Origin of the sequence: Bradyrhizobium zhanjiangense (assembly GCF_004114935.1) — a bacterium.
In the GTDB taxonomy this organism is placed as follows: Bacteria; Pseudomonadota; Alphaproteobacteria; order Rhizobiales; family Xanthobacteraceae; genus Bradyrhizobium; species Bradyrhizobium zhanjiangense.
In genome coordinates this window covers 2,887,014-2,907,101 of the sequence record NZ_CP022221.1, presented here as the reverse complement: position 1 = coordinate 2,907,101, position 20,088 = coordinate 2,887,014, and the positions used below count along the sequence as shown (strand labels likewise).

General features: G+C 57.8%; 15 protein-coding genes and 3 pseudogenes. 7 read left to right on the top strand and 11 right to left on the bottom strand.

Going from position 1 to position 20,088, the window contains the following annotated elements:
- The 7 genes and pseudogenes from XH85_RS13490 to noeE all read right to left on the bottom strand — a co-directional run bounded on the left by XH85_RS13490 (position 1) and on the right by noeE (position 10,705).
- Positions 1–786, bottom strand: coding sequence for a gamma-glutamyl-gamma-aminobutyrate hydrolase family protein (locus XH85_RS13490; protein WP_245473428.1), 786 nt, complete (start codon positions 784–786; stop codon positions 1–3).
- Positions 787–815: 29 nt separating this feature from the next.
- On the bottom strand, positions 816–1,874 hold the full coding sequence (rtxC, locus tag XH85_RS13485) for a dhydrorhizobitoxine desaturase (protein WP_128932190.1): 1,059 nt from the start codon (positions 1,872–1,874) through the stop codon (positions 816–818).
- A gap of 31 nt (positions 1,875–1,905) precedes the next feature.
- Positions 1,906–4,383 (bottom strand): 2-aminoethylphosphonate--pyruvate transaminase, encoded by a 2,478-nt coding sequence (locus tag XH85_RS13480; RefSeq protein ID WP_164940762.1) that lies wholly within the window; start codon positions 4,381–4,383, stop codon positions 1,906–1,908.
- A gap of 1,155 nt (positions 4,384–5,538) precedes the next feature.
- Positions 5,539–5,721, bottom strand: a pseudogene (locus XH85_RS48255) (hypothetical protein); the annotation flags it as partial.
- A gap of 768 nt (positions 5,722–6,489) precedes the next feature.
- A complete protein-coding gene (cysN, locus tag XH85_RS13470; protein WP_128932188.1) occupies positions 6,490–8,373 on the bottom strand; it encodes a sulfate adenylyltransferase subunit CysN in 1,884 nt (627 codons plus the stop codon).
- Positions 8,373–9,371, bottom strand: a complete 999-nt coding sequence (gene cysD, locus XH85_RS13465; protein ID WP_420837882.1) for a sulfate adenylyltransferase subunit CysD — start codon at positions 9,369–9,371, stop codon at positions 8,373–8,375. Before cysD ends, cysN begins: the two co-directional genes overlap by 1 nt.
- Before the next feature lie 179 nt (positions 9,372–9,550).
- A complete protein-coding gene (noeE, locus tag XH85_RS13460; RefSeq protein WP_128932186.1) occupies positions 9,551–10,705 on the bottom strand; it encodes a nodulation protein NoeE in 1,155 nt (384 codons plus the stop codon).
- Between the two features lie 683 nt (positions 10,706–11,388).
- Between noeE and XH85_RS47610 the strand changes: the two genes are divergently transcribed.
- Complete coding sequence (locus tag XH85_RS47610; protein WP_128932185.1) at positions 11,389–11,850, top strand: MarR family transcriptional regulator; 462 nt, start codon at positions 11,389–11,391, stop codon at positions 11,848–11,850.
- An 821-nt stretch (positions 11,851–12,671) separates the two neighbouring features.
- On the opposite strand, the gene XH85_RS13450 is transcribed toward XH85_RS47610, so the two are convergent.
- The 3 genes and pseudogenes from XH85_RS13450 to XH85_RS13435 all read right to left on the bottom strand — a co-directional run bounded on the left by XH85_RS13450 (position 12,672) and on the right by XH85_RS13435 (position 14,938).
- Complete coding sequence (locus XH85_RS13450) at positions 12,672–12,857, bottom strand: hypothetical protein (protein ID WP_128932184.1); 186 nt, start codon at positions 12,855–12,857, stop codon at positions 12,672–12,674.
- A 754-nt stretch (positions 12,858–13,611) separates the two neighbouring features.
- Positions 13,612–13,862, bottom strand: a pseudogene (locus XH85_RS47980) (cytochrome-c oxidase, cbb3-type subunit I); the annotation flags it as partial.
- A gap of 848 nt (positions 13,863–14,710) precedes the next feature.
- Positions 14,711–14,938 carry a hypothetical protein gene (locus XH85_RS13435; protein ID WP_128932183.1) on the bottom strand — a complete coding sequence of 76 codons (228 nt, stop codon included), beginning with the start codon at positions 14,936–14,938 and terminating at the stop codon, positions 14,711–14,713.
- Between the two features lie 840 nt (positions 14,939–15,778).
- Here XH85_RS13435 and XH85_RS13430 point away from each other — a divergent pair.
- Both XH85_RS13430 and XH85_RS13425 read left to right on the top strand, forming a co-directional pair.
- A complete protein-coding gene (locus XH85_RS13430; protein ID WP_128932182.1) occupies positions 15,779–16,120 on the top strand; it encodes a hypothetical protein in 342 nt (113 codons plus the stop codon).
- Between the two features lie 156 nt (positions 16,121–16,276).
- On the top strand, positions 16,277–16,618 hold the full coding sequence (locus XH85_RS13425; RefSeq protein WP_128932181.1) for a hypothetical protein: 342 nt from the start codon (positions 16,277–16,279) through the stop codon (positions 16,616–16,618).
- A gap of 5 nt (positions 16,619–16,623) precedes the next feature.
- Here XH85_RS13425 and XH85_RS44990 read toward each other — a convergent pair whose 3' ends face one another.
- A complete protein-coding gene (locus XH85_RS44990) occupies positions 16,624–16,830 on the bottom strand; it encodes a hypothetical protein (protein WP_164935091.1) in 207 nt (68 codons plus the stop codon).
- 220 nt (positions 16,831–17,050) lie between these two features.
- On the opposite strand from XH85_RS44990, the pseudogene XH85_RS44985 reads away from it, so the two are divergent.
- The 4 genes and pseudogenes from XH85_RS44985 to XH85_RS13400 all read left to right on the top strand — a co-directional run.
- Positions 17,051–17,231: pseudogene (locus tag XH85_RS44985) on the top strand (ATP-binding protein); the annotation flags it as partial.
- The gene (gene fixJ, locus XH85_RS13410; RefSeq protein WP_128932179.1) at positions 17,228–17,830 is read left to right on the top strand and encodes a response regulator FixJ; all 603 of its coding nucleotides are present in this window, start codon (positions 17,228–17,230) and stop codon (positions 17,828–17,830) included. The pseudogene XH85_RS44985 and the gene fixJ, both read left to right, overlap by 4 nt.
- 664 nt (positions 17,831–18,494) lie before the next feature.
- Positions 18,495–18,878 (top strand): cyclic nucleotide-binding domain-containing protein, encoded by a 384-nt coding sequence (locus XH85_RS46545; RefSeq protein WP_420837881.1) that lies wholly within the window; start codon positions 18,495–18,497, stop codon positions 18,876–18,878.
- Positions 18,875–19,474, top strand: a complete 600-nt coding sequence (locus XH85_RS13400) for a hemerythrin domain-containing protein (RefSeq protein WP_128932178.1) — start codon at positions 18,875–18,877, stop codon at positions 19,472–19,474. The genes XH85_RS46545 and XH85_RS13400 overlap by 4 nt, the downstream gene beginning before the upstream one ends.
- Positions 19,475–20,088: the final 614 nt, after the last annotated feature.

Below are 20,088 nucleotides of genomic sequence, written 5' to 3'. Positions count from 1 at the left end.
CTAGTTCTTCTTAGTTCGGTGGTACCCAACACACGCCTCTCCAAATGCCTTGAACAGTTGCTTGCTGAGGAGATCGGTTGAGACGTGCCATTCGGGGTGCCATTGCACACCGATTTGGAGAGTCGGGGCGCCAATGACCGAAGCCGCCTCGACCAAACCGTCAGGCGCCCACGCCTCCCGCCTCAGCGCCGGGGCAAGCGCCTCGATGCCTTGATTGTGCAGCGAGTTGACTTGCGCTTCGATCGTCCGCGCGATTGGAAAGAGCGCGCCATCGGAACATATCCCGACGCTGTGCGCGGCGTCGTACTGACGGTCTCTTGGACGATCTGGCTTCTCGGCATGCATCGCGCCACTTTCCGGCCTCCACTCCGCAAGCGATGAGCGGAGCGTGCCGCCGAAATAGACGTTGAGTTCCTGAAGTCCACGGCAGATGCCCAGAATGGGCATTCCGAGCGCGATGGCGCTCGCTATAGTTACGGCAGAGAGCCTGTCTCGCGGACGGTCAAGGATCCCAACCTCAACGTCCTGCCGATCAGCCTCCGTCAAGGACGCAGGCGCTCTCAGGACGGCGGGGTCGATGTTCGATTCATCACCTGTCAGCACCAAGCCGTCGAGCCGGCGCATGATCGCCGGGGCGACCTCCTCGCTCGCATCTTCGGCCTCGACCGTCGGCAATATGACGCAAGCCACTCCCGCATGGCGATTGAGTGCCTGCAAGTACTTGCGCCGCAACCAGTCGCGATGCACACCATCGACCAGAAGACGGTTCGAAGTGACGCCGACCACGGCTCGGGTGCTCTCTGGCCGTAGCAACGTCACGCGAGCTGCCCTCGCGCGCGAACCTCGGCAACAGACTGCTCATACAAGCGTCGATTTCGCTCTTTTAACTGAGCTATGACGCTAGGCTGACCTTGAGGTCCCTTGACAAAGAGCCCACCCCAGGTCGCGGCAACCTTCGCATAGTTCGGATCCTGCATTCGGATTTTCTGAGCTTTGCGCAACAGCCAAAACGGGATACCCGGCGAAAGGTGATGCTCAAGGTGGTATTCATCCAGATTCTGTCCGAGGATGGCCCGCTCGAGGAAATTTCCTTTCCGATTCCTGGTGAGATAGACGTTCTGCGTCTCGGTTTCGCACATAGGAGAGTGCTCGGCTAGCTCGATAAACCATCCGAGGACCTGAAACGTGGTGAGATAGGGCACGATCCAAAACAGGACGACGATATGGAGCAGCCCGACAGCATATGACCCGGCCAGGATGCTGATCCAAAAGAGATAGAAGCCATACTTGTCGATAAGTATGCCTGAGCGGCTCTGATCCTCGACATCTGTGATCGAAAATCGATTGGCCCAAAGATACTTCAGATACGCTACTGTCGCGCCGCCGAAGATCGGCTTCCAGATCATGTTGAAAGCGTACCGCTCCGGAGGCTGCACGTTGTAAACGCCGCTGGCCAGGAAGAACTTCAGGTCGGGATCCTTGTCCGGATCTCCGAGATAGGGATGATGCAAATAGACGTGCGAGATCCGGTAGGCCCAGTGGCGCTGGAACAAGGGATAGGAAGCGAACAGAATGCCCAGGACGTAGTTCCAGGTCGTGTTCTTCGCGAGCGTGCGGTGAGCCGCATCATGAGCGATGGTTGTCAATCCGCGCTGATAGGCGCCAATCAGAAGGACGGCCAGCGGGTAGAGCCACCATGAGACCGACACAGTCGCGAGCGTACACGCTGTGATGACAGCGTAATCTTTGGCAATATAAGCCGCTCCCGTTATGTTGTCGGGCCTCAGCTCGGATAGCTGCCTATTGATTTCTCGGCTGAATTGAACGGCCTCATAGCGTGATGACCTCAATTTCCAAGCGTCTGCTTGATTCATGAGAACCTCCTCCTGATCGCCTTGCAGGTTGTCAGATTGCGGAAAGCGCCTTGTCCAGATCGCGCAGGATGTCGTTGACATCTTCGATGCCTACGCAAAGCCGGATCGAGCCGCCAAATATGCCGGCGGCTTCGCGCTTTTCCCGCGGGACGGTGGTGTGGGTCGTCGAAACGGGATGGGTCACGAGCGTGCGGGCATCGCCTACATTCGAAACGTGATACATCAAGTCGACGTTCTGGATGAACTTGCGCCCGGCTTGTTCGTCCTCCACTTCGAACATGACCATCGCCCCGTGTCCGTATGCAGCATTGAGTGTCTGTTCAACGGTTTCCCGATCGGCGCCTTCAAAGAGCCCCGGGTAGAAGACACGGCGCACTTTTGGATGCTCCTTGAGAACGTCAGCTACGATCCTGGCATTCGCGCAGTGCTGCTTCATGCGAAGTGGCAGCGTTTCAAGACCTTGGATTAGTTGAAAGCTCGCAAACGGGGCGATGGCTGCGCCGGTATCGCGCAACCAGGTCATGCGAGCCTTGAGAAGAAACTCGCTCTTTCCAAGATCGTCGACATCGCGCACCGCATTATGCCAAACGATTCCGCCATGCGCATCGTCGGGACGGTTGAACAAGGGAAAGCGAGAGGCTCCCCGGTAGCTAAACTCGCCGTTGTCAACGATCAGTCCACCGAGCGTCGTGCCGTGGCCGCATATATATTTCGTTGCGGAGTACGTCGTAATAGCGGCGCCGAGATCCGACGGCCGGCATACCAGTGGCGTCGTCGTATTGTCCACGACCAAAGGCACGCCGTACTTTCGGCCGATCTCGGCCAGCTGTTTGACGGGGAGCGGAATCAGACAAGGATTCGAAATCACCTCTCCGAACAGGCATATCGTGCGATCATCAATGGCACGTTCAAACGTCTCGGGCCTTCGAGGATCGGCCGTCCTCACGCTGATCCCAAGGCGCTTTAATGTGTTGTGGAGCAGGTTCCAGGTATTGCCATATAGATACGGAGAGGCGACGACATTGTCCCCCACTTCGCCACTTGACAGGTTGACGATAGCAAGGAACGTCGCTGCTTGACCTGACGCAACGGCAAGGGAGTCGCGTCCCATATCGACGGCGGCGTAGCGCCTTTCCAGCGCGCGGGTCGTTGGATTGATGATCCTTGTGTAGGTGAACCCATCGGCCTTGACGTTGTAGACGTCAGCGATGTGGTTTAGATCGCCATCGAGTTCATAAGCCGTATTCTGGTAAATCGGCACTGCGACGGCTTTCGTCACCGGGTCTCGCCGATAGCCTGCATGCAGAACAGCAGTCTCGGCCGAAATCGGCGGCCGCGGGTCCCCAGCCGCTCGAGCCGGCATCTTTACGCGAGCCGCGCATGCCTCTTGGCCCGACATCGGCCTTGCTAACCGAGCCTCACCAGACCGGAAATACGTACGAAAAGCGCACCCCAACTGCTCGATCCAGCTGGATTGGATTTCCCCAATGCAACCGATGCGAAAACTCCGCGTGGCAAGATGCAGCTTTGAGTAGATGTAAAGGTTGTGGGCCGCCAAGTGGCGATAAAGCCCATCGAATCCTGCCTGGTCCACGATTCCCGACGGCGCACTGAACGCGACGCAGACCGGCGACTGCAAGTCCGCGGACAGCAGCGGAGACACCAGTCCTTCGAGTTCTTTGACGAGATCGTCCCTGACCTTTTCGTACCTGCAGCGCCTGGCATCGATACCCTCCTCGTGCAGAATCTTCAGGGCCTTTGTCGTTGCCTGAACGATGTGGGTGGGAGGGGTCGAGCGCCACTCACCGGTGCGCTCGAGCGAGCGCCATTGATCTCTCACGTCGAGCACAAACGACCTCGGTTCTTGAACCGCATTCTCCAGCAGCTCGCGGGACGCGATGACAAACGCCACTCCCGGCGGCCCTTCTATGCACTTGTTGCTCGACGTGACCAGGACGTCAGGTCCACGCTGACTCAGGTCGATATTAAGGGCGCCGAAGGAACTCATCCCATCGACGATGGTCTTTACGCCACGTCTTCTCGCCTCCTCCACGATCGCGTCCAGCGGATTGACGATTCCGGTTGTCGTCTCACAATGCACGAAACACAGGTGCGTAACGCCAGGATTTCGGCTCAGATGCTCGCCAATTTCTTGAGGATCCAAAGGATCGGTCGCTCGCTTCACGAGTTTCAGTGCTTCGACGCCCCAAAGCCGCAGAATCTGCAAAATGCGCTCGCCATAGATGCCGTTTATGCAAACGAGCGGCCTGTGGGCTCGGGACACAAATGAAGAGAGAGCGGCTTCCATCGCAAAGGAGCCGCCTCCCTGAATAGGCACGACCGAATAGTCGTCAGCATTTCCCAGCAAGTTGAGCATCAGCCGCCTCATGCAGGCGGTCACTTCCTTGAACTCGCAATCGCGCGATGCGAGATCAAGCTGCATCTGGCTCCTGACCGCCAGCGATAACGACAATGGACCCGGCGTCAGCAAAAAGCGCTGTCTTGTCAAACCATTCCTCCTCAAGTTGTATTCGTCAATGGATCTGGAGTACGCCCACCAGGGAGCCCCTGTGGCGAGCGTCGACTTCCTCGGGTCAACAGCTTCGGGGCAAGCGCCATAAATCGCGGGCGTGTTTCGGGTCGGCGCCCGAAACACCTGCCGGATGGCACCCTCCATATCTCATCGCAGATGCACAGCGATCTTTCACAATTCATCGCCTCCTAGAAATTGGCCTCGCGACCGCGCCCTCGAACACAACCGGCGGCGACGCGCGCTGTCATCCAGCCATCACGCACGCGCAGGCTCGAGCGCGGTCCCCCTCTTGCGTCGCAAAGCGGCAGGTCGACCGGCCGACTTACGTGCGAACCTGCGTCATTTGGGCAAACCTGACATTAGGAAAGCGATGCAGCCGGATCGTCGCGCCCGGATGCAGATTAAGGCATGGCACACTTGATGACGTCGCTGGCAGCGGGAGTCTGATGCATGGGCTTGAGACTTGATGCATTCGCACTTCGTCGCTCGTTGGAGGGTTTCGGACGCTGACGACTGTCGCTGTCCATTTCGAGATCGTACAACTTGACGTTAGGGGCGTTTCAACCCTCTCCGGGAATTTTCTCGCGAGATTTTTTTCCTGACGTGCTCCCATCTTTCGGCGACAAGCCGACCTAGGCAGCAGAGTGCGGAGATTCACAGCGAGCTGAAATAATTTGAGAGTTCGACATCAGGGCCGTCGGCATTCCGCCTGCGATCACATAGCAGCAGGTATGGATGGCCTAATCTTCCCGTTCACGTACGGTCCTCGCCATGCCGCAGATGGAGGTACCAAGCTTCTCCGCCATGCCGCCGAGATCCTAGTCGCACATGACCGCCGCTGTCAGGTGTCGTTGCGCTTGAATGAAGCGCCCTTGGCAGGCTGTGGTCGAGCCCGGCTTGAAGGTAATCTGAGCGACCTTGCGATTGCTGTCCCTTTAGCAACGAACAGTTCGACACCTTTCGGCGAGGGCGCCGTGACGCAGAACATGTCGTCCTGCTTTACGAGGACCAGGTCGACTCGACTCCATATGAGTGGCACGTGTCTCTCTGGGAGCGCGATCGTTAGGCTGGCAGCATCTCTCGGTTCTGCACGCCGCTTCGGGGCGAGACGGAGTTCCATCGCGTCCAACACTCAATGAGCGCAAGTACCTCGGCGGTAAGGCGCTCTGGTTCGACGGATCGCACCTCCCAGCCGTTCTGCTCGCGTTGGCCCCTCTGCAGCGCCTGCTCGTTGATGGCGAGCTAGCGTTCGACGCGGTCTACCGCGCGGTCGAACAGATTGACGGTTGACCAGAGCAGATCATCAAGAGATCGTGCTTGTCGCTTGCCATGGATGAGCTCCCTTGCCTTTTCGGCCGCGTCATGGCGGCGCTCATGGCGATCAACGACGGCAGGCGGAACGGAGCAGAACCCGAAGCGCGGCGGAGGTCCGTAGCGCAGCGCGGGATGGCTAAGGTTCGCGGCTGCGTTGTCTCGCAATGCGAAGGGCGCGGGTGTAGGCAGGCGTTGTCCGCCGTCGAGCGGCGGGCCAAAAGGAAGCAAGCTTGACGAAAGCCGGCATGGCCGCGATAGGAGGGGGTCGTGGTCGACTGCCAAGTTCGGGTTGGTCAATATACTGGAAAGCAAGTGTCCGCTCGCCGGATGCGGCCAGCCCCGGAAACCGAGGCCCCTCATACTGCGAGAGATCGAAGCCGGCCGAGACGCTGCCCGGCTCGGCTTTAACGGGAGCTCGCCGTGTCGCTGGCCGCACGCGCAGCAAGAAGCGCCAAGCGAAAAGTCAACTTACAGGAAGTCGGACTTCCTCTCTGGCCTTTGTTGTCGCATCGTAGATTCTGATCTGGAGCATGGGACGGCGTTTCTTGAGCGCCGCCGCTCCCGCCCATGCTCCATCTCTGCTCGCGTACTCGGTTTTGAATTGACCATCCACTTCGAGCACATAACCGGAAGCGGGCAATCGACGAGTGGGTGCGACCATTTTGTTCCTTTAGAGCCAAAAGTCCGATCGCAGGCTCGCCTGAGCTGGATCGCCTTGGCCGGGCCTGCGGGATATTGTGCGAATCGATGATGCGACGCGAGGGACCTCTAACCATCAAGAATTGAGCGCGCCATCAAGACATCCACTACCGCTTCCGCTGAATGCTCTAGGGTCTGCTCCATGGTCCTGAGATGAACCTCCGGTGTTGTTGGTGCTTCGTAGCACGAATCGATCCCGGTGAAGTTCTTGATCTTGCCGGATTTCACCTTTGAATACAGGTTTTTTGGGTCTCGGCGCGCGCATTCCTCGAGCGGCGTATCGACAAAGACTTCTATGAACTGTTCCTTATCAACCAGGCTGCGCACCCTGTCCCGTTCGGCCCTAGTGGGCGAGATGAACGAGCAGATCACGATCAAGCCGCTGTCCGCCATCAACTTGGCAACTTCGCCGACACGCCGGATATTCTCCACGCGGTCCGTCTCCGAGAAGCCGAGGTCCGCGTTCAATCCGTGCCGGAGGTTGTCGCCATCCAGCAGCATGGTATGCCGCGACATCGCAAACAGCTTTTGATCAACGAGGTTGGCAATCGTCGACTTTCCCGCGCCAGACAGGCCAGTGAACCAGATGACGCAAGGCTTCTGATTCTTGAGCGCGGCGCGCTCCCTTCTGTCCACGGATAGCGCTTGCCTAGCAATATTGGTGGCCCGCCGTAGCGGAAAGGCAATCATGCCGGCCCCGACCGTACGATTCGTGTAATGATCGATGACGATAAATGATCCGGTCTTTCGATTGAGGTCGTAAGGATCGAATACTGCGGGCGTTGCGGTCACAACATCGCAGAAGGCGATCTCGTTGAGGGAAAGCGTCCCGGCGGCCAGATGCTCACAAGTGTTGACGTCGATTCGATGCCTAATTGCGGTAATGCTGCCGGAAATCGTCTGCGATCCAATCCGCAGGACGTAATTGCGTCCGGGAGCGAGCGGCTCCTTGTCCATCCAGATCACATAAGCGGCAAGCTGGTCGGCCACCTTCGGTCGGTCGTCCGGTCGCGACAGAATGTCGCCACGACTGATATCGATTTCGTCTTCCAGTGTAATGGTAACCGCATCCCCGGCTTCGGCGGCGACAAGGTCGCCATCGTGGGTCACGATCCGCTTGACGCGCGTGGTCCGTCCCGACGCAGCGACAACGATCTCGTCTCCTGTCAATATCCTCCCGGAAGCCACCGACCCGGCATAGCCCCGAAAATCCGGGTTTGGCCGGTTTACCCATTGGACCGGAAAGCGGAAAGCCTGGCTTGCGGTGCCGGACTGGATGTCAATGCTCTCCAAATGCTCGAGCAGGCAGGGACCATGATACCAGTTGGCATGAGCGGAGCGGTCCACGACGTTGTCGCCGTAGCGGGCCGAGATCGGGATCGGAACAATCGAGGTGAAGCTGAGACCGGCGGCAAAGGCCAGATAGTCACGGGCGATCCGATCGAAACACTCCTTGTTATATGCGACAAGATCGATCTTGTTCACTGCCAGCACGACATGACGAATACCGAGCAGCGAGCAGATAAAGGAGTGGCGGCGGGTCTGAACCATGACACCTTTGCGGGCATCGATCAGGATGATGGCGAGCTGGGCATGCGAGGCGCCGGTAGCCATATTGCGGGTATACTGCTCGTGGCCGGGAGTGTCGGCCACCATGAAGGAGCGCCGCGGCGTCGTGAAGAAGCGGTAGGCCACATCGATCGTGATGCCCTGCTCCCGTTCGGCCTCCAGCCCGTCCACGAGCAGCGCGAAGTCGATGTCATTGCCGGTGCTACCATGCTTGATGCTGTCGCGTTCCAGCGCCGTGAGCTGATCGTGGTAGATCATCTTGCTGTCGTGCAGTAATCGGCCGATCAGCGTCGATTTGCCGTCGTCCACCGAGCCACATGTGATGAATCGCAGCTGATCCTTCGTCCTGGCCGGGACCAGTTCCGTTGTCGGATTGGTAAACATCAAAAGTAGCCTTCCCGCTTCTTCTTCTCCATTGAAGCGGCGTCGTCGGTATCAATTAGGCGTCCCTGGCGCTCCGACACAGTCGTAGTCTGCATTTCTGCGACGATATCTTCGATCGTCGTCGCCTCGGATTCAATCGCGCCGCTCAAAGGATAACATCCAAGCGTGCGAAAGCGGATCATCCGCATCTCCGGCGTCTCGTCGCCATTAAGCGGCAATCGCTGGTCATCGACCATGATCATCACACCATTTCGACGCACTATCGGTCTTTGTTCTGCGAAGTAGAGCGGAACGACCGGAATCTTCTCGATCATGATGTATTCCCACACCTCGAGCTCGGTCCAGTTTGACATCGCAAACACGCGCATGGTTTCGCCCTGGCGGATCCGTGTGTTGAACAGGCTCCAGAGCTCCGGCCGCTGGTTACGGGGGTCCCATACGTGTCCGGCCGAACGGAAGGAGAGTATCCGTTCTTTTGCGCGACTCTTTTCCTCATCGCGCCGGGCTCCGCCAAAGGCGGCATCAAATCCGTGCAGGTCGAGCGCTTGCTTCAGCGCGTCGGTCTTCATCACCTGGGTATGAAGCGCGGAGCCGGAATCGATCGGATTGATCCCGCGCGCGAGGCCCTCCTTGTTGACATGGACGATCAGGTCGAGGCCGAGTCGCCTGGCTGTCGCGTCCCGGAAGCTGATCATCTCGCGGAACTTCCAGGTCGTATCAACGTGAAGCAGGGGAAAAGGCAATTTTGCCGGATAGAACGCCTTGATTGCAATGTGCAGCATTACGCTTGAGTCTTTTCCGATCGAGTAAAGCATGACCGGCTTTTTGAACTCGGCGACCACATCACGCATGATTTCAATCGATTCAGCTTCGAGACGGCGCAGATGTTTCGGTAGCATATGTCTTCTTTTCGATGCAGGATCTCTGTTCTTCGGCGTTCTATGGCTCCAGCCTCGAGTGGGGAATATCCGCGGCGGAAACGGCCGGCCAAGACGCATGGCTCGTCGATGAGCTCAAGCCCCGCTGGACAGCAGACTTGCAGATGCGGGAGCATCTCGCATTCCGCCGCTGGTGCGGCCGGCGCCTGCGTCACACCTGATCGGGAGATCAGCCTCGTGCGGGTTGAGGATCTTGGCTAAATCAGCCAGCGTGTTTTGTTCGCAAGCATTCAGATCCCCTAGTGGAGATTGAGGATCCGCTCAAGCCGCGCGACTTCGCCTCGCAACATCTCGATAGCCGCGTCGCGGTTGCGAATGCCATCCAGCCCCGCAGCTCGATCAGCTTCTGACGCCAACAGCGTCTGTTGCAACTGGGCAGCCATCGTGTGGACCGGCTCTCCGGCGTCAGATAAGCCGGACAATGCTCCCGCCTTGGTACTTCGCAAATCCCACCAAGTTCGGAATATCTGACGATAAAGTTCAGTTACCTCCCCTCCCCTATCCAGGACTCCGGCTTGCTGTGCATGTACCAGTTCCTGCTCATATCCGAGTTCTAGCAAAAGCTCGGCGCCTACAAGATCGGTCACGGTTTGCATCTCTTCGACGCTCAATTGAGATTGCCATGCCTTGACAGAGCTTTGGTCGACGGCGTTTCGTTCCAAGATTTTTCGGTCTCCGAAGCTACTCGATCGAAGATAATCCGCTTGTCTCATCCCCGCCGATGCGACGGCCGCTGGATCACAGCCGAGCCCCGTCAACAGACGCCGGATTTCCTCGTCCGGATACGCCACGAGCAGTTCGTATTGCACGAACTGTGTGTGCGGGCGAGTGCGGTGCGCGGCGAGCTTGGGAAGGCCCAGAACCAAATCGGCGAGTGAAGTTATGATGCCGTCGGGCAGACGGAGCATGAGATCGGCGAGACTGGAGACGCTGACCGGATGCGAGATTTCTGCCCGCAGTGGGATGCCCCACGTCGATTTCAGTGAAGCCGCGACGGCATAGGGATTGCGCATCAGAAGGATATGTGGCGCCTCTGGATAGACAGATTCAAGAAACTCAAGCGCCATCCAATAGCGTGGTGTCTTGTCTAGGATGATGCGCTTGCCGGCTTGCGCCAGATACTGATCATATGCTGCATCGGCAAAAGCGCGGCTGGGGATCGTGCGATCTATCCGACCCAGGAATTCAGAGGTCGCGGCCTCAATCAGTGAGGTACCCGCCGGATGGCGCTGATCCACCCTGCCAAATGCTTCAAGCGCCAGCATCAACCAGGGCTCAGGCGGAGCAACAATGTCTGGATGGTGCTGCAGCAAATGCGCCAGGAGTGTCGTCCCGGATCGTGGAAGACCGAGGAGAAAGCACACCGCAGGCGAAGGGCCAAAACGTCCGCTCATCGTTCAGACCCTCGTGCTTGAAAAGCGAACCCTGTCGGCGCTCGCTCGATTGAACGACCAAAGCCAGCCGCAAAGCTTTACAACGACAAGAATTTGTCTGCCACTCATGACTTAGGAACAGTTCAGTTCGATCGATCGGCTGGATGACAGAAGGACACCGCAATCGCGTCCTCGATTACTCGACAGTTGAAACGAAGTCACGAGCCAGCTCAATTGCACGAAGATTGATTGCGGACATGGGAAGGTTGGAACGAACTATACGGACGTTTGCCGAAGACCGCCGAAGACCGCCCACGGCACATGGAAGGTTATTACGTACAATCACAAGTTGCCTGTCGCTGGCATTGAAGACGTAAATGCGACATGCACCTCGCTGATGCTCACATACACCAAAGAAGTTCGGCAAAAGAGCGGACAGCTCGGCGAGCGCGGCAAAGAAGCAGACCATGTCGCGGACATCTCACGTGGCAAGGTGCAGCAATCTTGTCAGCGCGTATCGCTGCCGACTCAACCGTGAATGCTGCCCTTGGTCCGCCAAGACACTGAGCCATAGCTCCGGCCAGCCTGTCGTTCGCCAGCCCATCCTTCCGAGCTATACCAAGTAATTGATTTTCCTGCTCTTGGAGCGTTGCCCCTCCCCTAATCGGCGCAGGAGACTTGTAAACGATCGAACCTGACTTAAGATGCCTCCGGATCTACCTGATCCAGCAAGCGCGCTTGGCCGCATCTCCACTGACGGAGTCGAGATTGTCCGGTCATTTATGTGGGAGATCAGATCGATCCGTGCGTGTCTCGAAGAACTTGCCAAATTAAATGTGCTGGGCATCACTCGGCCACGGTGGACGATCCTGATGGCTGTGAACTATTTGGGCAAAGAAAGGCGTGTACCGGTCAACCTGGTGTCACGATTGATGCTCGTCGACCCCTCCTTCGTGACAACCCACTCAAAGCTGCTAGAGAAAAACGGTTTGCTGCGGCATAAGTCCTCCGCAGACGATGCCCGGAGCGGGCAGATGTCGCTGACGGCCAAAACGCGCAAGCATCTCCGACTTTGGAACCACGACAGGCAGCGCTGGTTAAGCTCGCTTTTGATGAAAGCGGCGTTGACCGATCAAGCGAGTTCATTGCCAAGGCTGCTACAGTGAGGCTTCGCCTGGAAAGGGCCCGCTCTGGCGTCCAGAAGATCAAACGCACGAATGTCAGAAATGGAGCTCGCTAACATGAGTCTCCCATCCTTCGAATATGTCTTGAAGCAGCGCGGTCGAAGGTGGTTGTGGTCCGTTCACAACGCCGAGGGCGCTCAGGTGATGACGGGTTCAGGACGTAACCGCTCCGCCGCCATCTATCAAGCTAACAGAGCGCTTTTTCAATTGCTGTTGAGCGCGCCATATCGCCTCGGAGCTCGAGCTAGCCAACAGGCTCGGCGAGGTTCGCTTACGCCCAAACTTTAGCCTGGCATGAGCTTCGAGGATGCCCCATTCGCGAGTTGTTTCCATTTAGCTAAAGCGATCAGCCGATGTGTTCGGCCCAGCGCGGCCAAGACTGCCTCGCCGAAGCTGAAGAAGCTGCTGACCAAACGGATGCTGGATTCGGCCCCTACAGGAGTTCCTCTGAGACTGGTCAGCTTCTCGAACTAACGCGCCTAGGACTGGGCGTTGTGGCCCCATCGCATGCGTTCCGGGGCCGAGTGTCTCGGGGTGTTATCTTCGAGACAGGGCTATGGCTAAGACTATCTCTTCATTCACGATCATACATCGCAAGCGGCTGTCGAGACCGCCTTTCCAAGAAACTTGATCAAACATGAGGAGGCGCTGGAGCACGTTCCGCGACATTGAAGGCATCCAGCACGTGCGTGAAAAACTCTCTCAGCGCGGGTCGGCAAAGCTAATGTGCGACAAAGGTTCTATGGCCAAAGAGGGCGGCCCGCGAGCCGCCCTACCGCGCCACTAGCCAGCGTTGCTCACAATTACCGCTGATGTCCGAGTCCGATTCCGAGATTTAAGGCCTTCTGGCGTAGCGCACTTTCGCTGCGTTTGGTCATTTTTGCTATTTTTATGACCGGGGTCCGAGCCTTCGAATGGACTTTGAGCTCTTTGATATCTGCCTTCGTCCACTCGCGCCGCTTAACGCGTTTCTTGGTTGCTTTTTTCACGATGAATGCTCCTTCTGAGAGGAGCGCCTGTAACACATTTTTTTCGGAGCGACGACCGTAAAAAAGAGGCAATCATCGGAACTCGCGCCAGCGTATAAGTTCGGTCATGCTTTCTGCCCATAGTGTTTCGAAGAATGGGTCAGCGGAGGTAGCCGCGCGGGCTGCCCGTGTGACGAGGGCTCAACTGCCGTCTCCGACCGATTTGAGGTCAAACTACGTCGGTGGTAACCGCGCTGTTGGACATCTTGGTGAATGACATCGCTCACTGAACGCACCGCCCGCTTCTTTCGCTTCCAATTGCCGTCCAACCCCGCGGGGATCGCAAAGCCTCGCGGAACAACCAAAAGATCGCGCCTTCCGTTCAAATAAACATCAAACATGTCGTCCCTCGTTGGACACGAGCGTAGATCGCGGGTTCATGCATTTGGTGACATCGAAGCAACAGTCGCGCTTAAAGACTCTACGCGAGTTTTCTCCGGATGTCGCCCGCACGTGAGGATGCATGGCGCAATCCCGCTTCTCCTTCAGGTGCTCCGCATCGCCGAGAACACAGGAGCTTCGCACCCTTATTGTCGCTAACAGATCCCTTATCGGGGCGTCGTCAGATCGACACGATAATGACCATCCGCGTTTTTAAGAATATTGCCGCCCTTGTCACGAATATACGCCCGAGCAGGTGGAGCGCCCTCCTTTGTGTTGAGCGTCTGGATGCAACACGCCTTGCCTTTTGAGACTGATTGCCTTTATCCAGAGGCCACATCGCCGTCCCCGAGGCGAATTTGATCTTACCGAGCTGTAGTTCGGCCGACCTTTGATCTCCGCCGGCGGTAGCCGCGCCGGCCGTTCATAGCGGCGATTGAGGATGACGGCGACGGCGGCCAGGCTGGCGACGCAAGCAAGCAAGCAGTACGCAGAAGGCAAACGCCGGATCGTGTCCTATCGCTGCGGCAAAGAAGAAAACGTAGCAGAGACAGCGAATATAGACATAAGGACTGCTTCACCCATGTGTGGATTTCGAGGCGGCGATAGGCTTGTCCTGTGTCGGCCTTCTTTGAATGCGGGCATGCTCAGGAGTCAAGATCTTCGGTGACGAACGGATTGAGCGCGATCAATCGCGAAAGCGCGGCCGGAGATATTTCACGACCGAGCGCGCAGGGTCTGTTCGTTCGGGCAGTCTTTGAGCGGACTTGCATGGTTTTGCCTCTCGAGGTCGGCTACGCAGCGGACTTTGGTCTGACACAGGCCGCACACGCGTTGCAGATCGCAGTCTCGATGGCGGCAGCAAGCGCATTCTCGGAAAAACCGGCAAGTGCGAGGCGCTTGCTTAAGAGTTCAGGAGAGCCCGGTCTTTGCGCCATGGTTCGAAAGGCGGATGCGGACAAATTGAGCTCACGTGCGATCGCATCGATGTCCTGCGGGCTCAAGCAAGCCGGCTCGGACGTCCAAGACAGGCTCGCGCGTAACCGGCTGAGGAGATGCCTAAACCGTCGAGGGTATGTGTGCAGATTGGCTAACCAAGCCTAACCCTTCGAAACAGCCATAGCTGCCGGCGGCAGACTTGTTTTATGACATTGAATCAGACAAGACCGACTTGTGGGAGCAGGTCCTTCGATCCGGATGGCTCTGCCGGTACGATGCTTGGCGGAGCGCTGCAGACCCCAATGAACGGCAGGCGGCAAACCGTCCAGCGAGGTCCGCTTAGGTGTCGTGAGACAACAGGGTGCCCGCCGAATTGACGACAGCATCACCAGTTGTTCTCTCGAATCGACGGTCGGCACGACCCTGTCCGGGATCACGCTTAGATTACAGATTGACCCCACAATTCAATTCGCAGACTTCTCGCCAAAGTCAAGCTAACCAGCCCATGCCGGCGGCAATGCAGGCGGGGTTCGAAGCTCTATCACATCGGCGAAGACTGTCCAATCGCGGACACTCTTTTGCTTGCAGAAATCGGTCTCTGCCTGCTGTGCAGCAGCACTTAGCGAGGCGGCATCGATCTTAAACGCTGCCTGACAGGCACGATGTTCGTGACCGGTATCGTCACAAACGGTCTTAATGAACCGAACGTTAAATGAAGGCATGGCACCCTCTTCTTGTGGGTTTGCTTATCCACCATTCTGCCATTGGCGCCTCAAGAGTATTTGATCTGCCTCAAGCAGCCCCCCCAGAGGTTTGGTTGTCCGCTGCTCCGTCGAGATAAAGTCGAGACTTTGGCAGCGCGGCCCGCGCGCTCCTGTTGTCCCGCAAACCACGCTATCTCTATCTGTCTAGCTTTGCAGATCGCACTCTGTTTGAGCCGGGGACAGCGTCTTCTGGTCTGCTCAAGCCCTCGACCGACAAATTGGGGTGCCGATGAATTGGGGAATGTCTCGAAGAGAGGATCGAGAGCAGCATGCCCCGTCACGTCCGAGATGCCGGCTATTGATCTCTATCGATCCCATACTCAACCGCTGGCAATATGGAGGCTCGACACGCCGCGAACCTTACACGCGATATTCGGTAGTCTCACGAGGCATTGCCGCAAACACCAGGTCATTGCGCCAATGACCGGGCAGAGGCATTTCTGAGGCGTGCCGGCGGCCAGGGCTATCGACGGCGAGACTACGCGCACGTGATCGTGGGCCAATGAGGCGAACCGCCCCGACCTTCTGACGGTCCGCCCTGCCGCCCCGACAGCAAAGCCGATGATCAGGCGTGTCGCAGCCAACGTTTCGATAAGGCCAAGATTCCGGACTTCAGCGCCAAAGATTATCTGGGATCAGCGCCGGCAAGGCTGAGCGATCAATTGACTATCTGCTTGCCGGCTTCGCAGCATTGAGGACGAATGCTGTCGTGGCCCATCGCGAGCGGTGCGCCTCAAATCAACCCGGCTACACGCTGGCGTGTTGCAGACAATGCGGGACTCTGGCGGATCGCCCGAGTTGGGACATGTCGCCTGCGCGGGCCTGTCGGGCTCGCAGCGGCCGCTCGAGGTTGGCCGTTTTGGACGCGCATCAGCTCTTTTTGACCTGTATCAATTCTGCGGCGACTGCCTACTGATAGAAGTGAGCTTCCAGTCCAAGGTCACACACATGGCAGACAGAAAGACTTGGCGCCCCATCATCTTTTCATGTCCAGATACCGGCGACCGAGTTCAAGGACTGCTGCCGGACGCACCCGAGCCGCGTGCCGATGACCTGCACACAATAACCTGCGCCGCGTGCGATGGCGTCCACTTCATCGACCTGCGGACGGGCGCGATGATAGGCGCCGAGCGCAACTAGGCCCATCCGAATGATGAAGGGAATTCCGGCGTCTTCTCGTTCTCTCTTGGGGGATGCCGCTCCGCTCGCAAGGGCGCGGCTGACGTCATCACAACCCAACGCCCCGCGCCGACGCCGTGGGACAAATAGATTTTCATCAACGGAGGATGTCTCGATATGACAGACTACGGCGACATTTGTCGCGGCGCCGGCCAGATCGTGCGAGCGGCAGTCCAGTTCAACTTCTGCAGAACAGCGATGAATACCAACCGCCGCGGACTTGAGCTGATCCAGATCGATTCGACCGAAGCCCGGGAGTTGTTTCGCAGCGCCAATCCTAATATTTCGGTTGGCGAGCGGATCGTGTCCCGGCACGATAGGTTCAACGGCGCCACGGCCGATAAAATGCCGGCCGCGGCCGACACCATCGAGAGAACGCGCCGCCTGAGTTATACTGAGTTGAACCTGTTCGCGCGGCGGCCTAGCGATCTCGTCCGTAGTGTTCAGAAGGTTGCCTGAATTTGTCAGCCCGCAGCGATGAACTCCGTCCAGGATCTAGTGGCGACCTGACCTGGGAGCGGCTCGAAACTGCGCCGCCCTTTGATCGGGATCTGGAGATTGCCGTGATCGAGGGTAATACCATTCACCGGGTGGTCTTTCCTTGCCGCCGGATCTTCGGTGGCTGGATCAAGGCAAAGACCGGAGAACACGTCGCCGTGCAGCCGACGCACTGGCGCATCTGGCCGAGATAGCGGCGGCCATCCTGCACCATAGATTGGCGTGAGTTCAGGCCCGGAGTGGCTCGGGGTGGCCTCTCGTGGGGAAACAATGTAGAGTTGATCAATGAGAGGGCCTGCCAGAAACATGTCGGACCACATGTGGTACGGCTATGGGACTGGCGCCGCTTTCGCCGCGGCCGCGGACTGGGCGAGCTTCGCTACCCTGCTCTGCATCAGCGACGGCCTGTTCCAGCCCGTTGTCACGACTAAAACGCATGGCACGGGTGTGGGGCTATCAATCTGCCGGACGATCATCGAGTCACATGGTGGCGACATCGTCGCGGACGAATCCGGGCGGCGGCAGGATCTTTCAGTTCACCGGACGATTTGCGAGGCTTAGTGAAGACGGATGACTGGACGGCGCATTCTCGTGATCGACGATGACGCCGCCCTGCGGGACTCGCTCGCGTTTCTGCTTGATGTTAATGGTTTCTACGTAGCAACCTATGAGACGGCGACCGCGTTTCTCAATGACGTCGCAAGCGGTCCGGTTGACTGCATTGTGTCAGACATCCTTATGCCGGGTATGAGCGGTCTCGAACTGGTCAGAAAAGTGAAAGCCGGTCGCGTCGACTGCCCCGTCGTTTTGATAACTGGTCATGGCGACGTATCGCTCGCAGTCGAAGCGATGAAAGCGGGTGCGGTCGACTTCATCGAGAAGCCGTTCGAGGTGGAGGTGCTATTGCGTGCGATCAATAGTGCTTTGAAAGCGCGGCCAATAAAGCCAGCCGACGCAGCGAAACTGCAGGCGGAAGCCCGCCTCGCGAACCTCTCGTCGCGCGAGCGCGACGTGCTGCAGGGACTATTAGCCGGCAAGATTAACAAGGTGATCGCCCATGATCTCGGCATCAGTCCGCGGACAGTCGAGGTTTACCGTGCGAACCTGATGGCCAAGACCAATGTCCGCAGCATGTCCGAGTTGATGCGTATCGCCATTACCGCGGGACTCTAGCAGCAGCGCAAATAGCGTGAATGGCTTATTCATGCATTCAAGCTGCGCAGTCCAGACGACGAACGGTGGGTTTCGCACGCGCCGAGCCGATCATGTTTTCGGAGACGGCTGCCGATGCAACATACGCGATGCTGGTTTCTTAGATCACGACGCGATATGAGGCAGATCAATTGCGTCGGCCCAGATTTGTGCTCCGATTGACAGCAGGTCTATTCAAACAACGCTGGAGAGCGGCAAGGCCCGCTGCTGCGCCAGGTCAATATGTCACGCGAGCCGAGTCCTATGATCGGGTAGCCCCAACTCGGTCCACATGCGCACGTATCGCATGATCATCAAGCACCTCGACCACGTCGGCGAACAAGACTTCCTGCGGCGAGCCGAAAGTGGCGGTGGACGACAACGTTCGGCTGGCTGGAGCTCTTCAGGGGTACGGCGATGCCCTTCCGACTGTTTCCATGGACGCGGCCGACGAGCAGCTTTCTAATCCGATTTGGGCATGTTTGAGCAACCAAGTGACCGCGCCGCTCCCATGCAAGACGCCCTCCTCAAGGGACTTACGTGTAAATACTTAGGGACTTCTACCTAGGGAAAACATCCAAATTTCCCAATTCGTCAGGAGCAGCCAATCTGCGTCCCCATCGACGTTCACAAGATAAGGTCCGCCGTGCACGCCCAAGCCGCCAGTTTTACCGAGACGGGACGCCATCCGACCAGCGTCTTGCGTGGGCAACCTCATCGTCGTGGACCATTTGGCATAATTGCGAGACCGAAGCGTCTCACTCGCAATAGCGACATCTACCGCGAAGACGAGGCAGCGCAATATCTCTATCAGGTGGCTTCGGGTGCTGTGCGAGCCTACAACATTCTGGAAGACGGACGTGATCAGAACGGTGCGTTTTATCTGCCCGGTGACAGCTTCGGCTTGGAGGCCGGAGATAGCCATATCTCTTCGGTCGCGGCTGCGAAGGACACCGAATTCGGCTTGGGCAGTCTTGCAAATGGCAGAAACGCTTCCAGCCTAGATGTGCCTCCAGGAACACCGCAATGATCATCGATCTTCTGCTTCGAGAGCATCGCAACATTGATCTGCTTCTGGTCGCTCTTCAACGCGAATTGGAGATTTTTGAGAACGGGATCCGCCCCGATTATGAGGTCATTCGCGCCATTATCAGCTATTTCGAGGTTTACCCCGAGATGTACCATCATCCACAGGAAGACTTGATTTTTTCCAAGCTCAAGGCTCGCGATCCGGATGCAGTTGCAATCGTCGGCGATCTCGCGCTTGAACACCGGGAAGTCGTCGACCGTTTGCACCACTTCGCACGAGCTATTGACGCTGTCCTCGCGGATCGTGACCTCTTTCGGCAAGACGTCGGCAATATCATATGCGACTTTATATTACGCGAGCGGCACCACATGATGTGGGAAGAACGAGATTTCTTTCCCGCCGCCCTGAAGGCTCTCTCGGCTCAGGATTGGACCGAAATCGCTTCCGCCCTCACCAATGATGGAGATCCGCTGTTCAGTGAGCCAGCGGCAGCGACTTCCGATGCGCTAAGAGCGCATATTCTGCAATTGGAGCAAGAAGCTGAGGCCGAACGGAGCTCGGTCGCGTTATCGTCCGCCAAGGACGGCAATCCGTGACACGGCGCCGAGACGGACGCGCCGTATTGATCGCGGCCGTTTGACAGCAGGAGGTGGACCTCATGCTCATTCTGTCGAAAAACAAATGGCGGTGCTCGCGGGCACTTCCGCGGTGCCGATAGGGTGCTCCTCAGCGCCCAAGCCGAAACCCAACTATCGGGGGGAACCGCTTCCTTGGAGCCGGGCTTACGTCGCGCTGATCGAACCCAGGGTTCCAGGCAGGAAAGCGCATCGAGTTTGCTGTTGGTGTCCTGCGGTGACCGCCCGGCATGCCCTCTCGCTGCCGTCGTAATCGTGCCGACGTGCTCATGGGCGACAAACCTTGGTGTAGATTTCTAACTCTCAGGCTATACGGTCGCATACCACGGCATAATTGAGCTACGCTGAGCTTGTGCTTCAACTGGGCTCAGATTTTCGGCGAATGTCCTCGCCGTGATCGAACCGGCGGCTGTCCTCCTCCGCCGATGGAAGCCCGCGCGATGCGTCAGCTTCGCTCCTCCCAGACTTTCGCCCGGCCCGCTAAGCGGGGCCGGGCATTTTTTTGTGTTCCCACGGCTCTCGAGAGCGCAAATGACCACAAGCGGATCAGCTTTGTCGAGAAGAGACCCAACCCC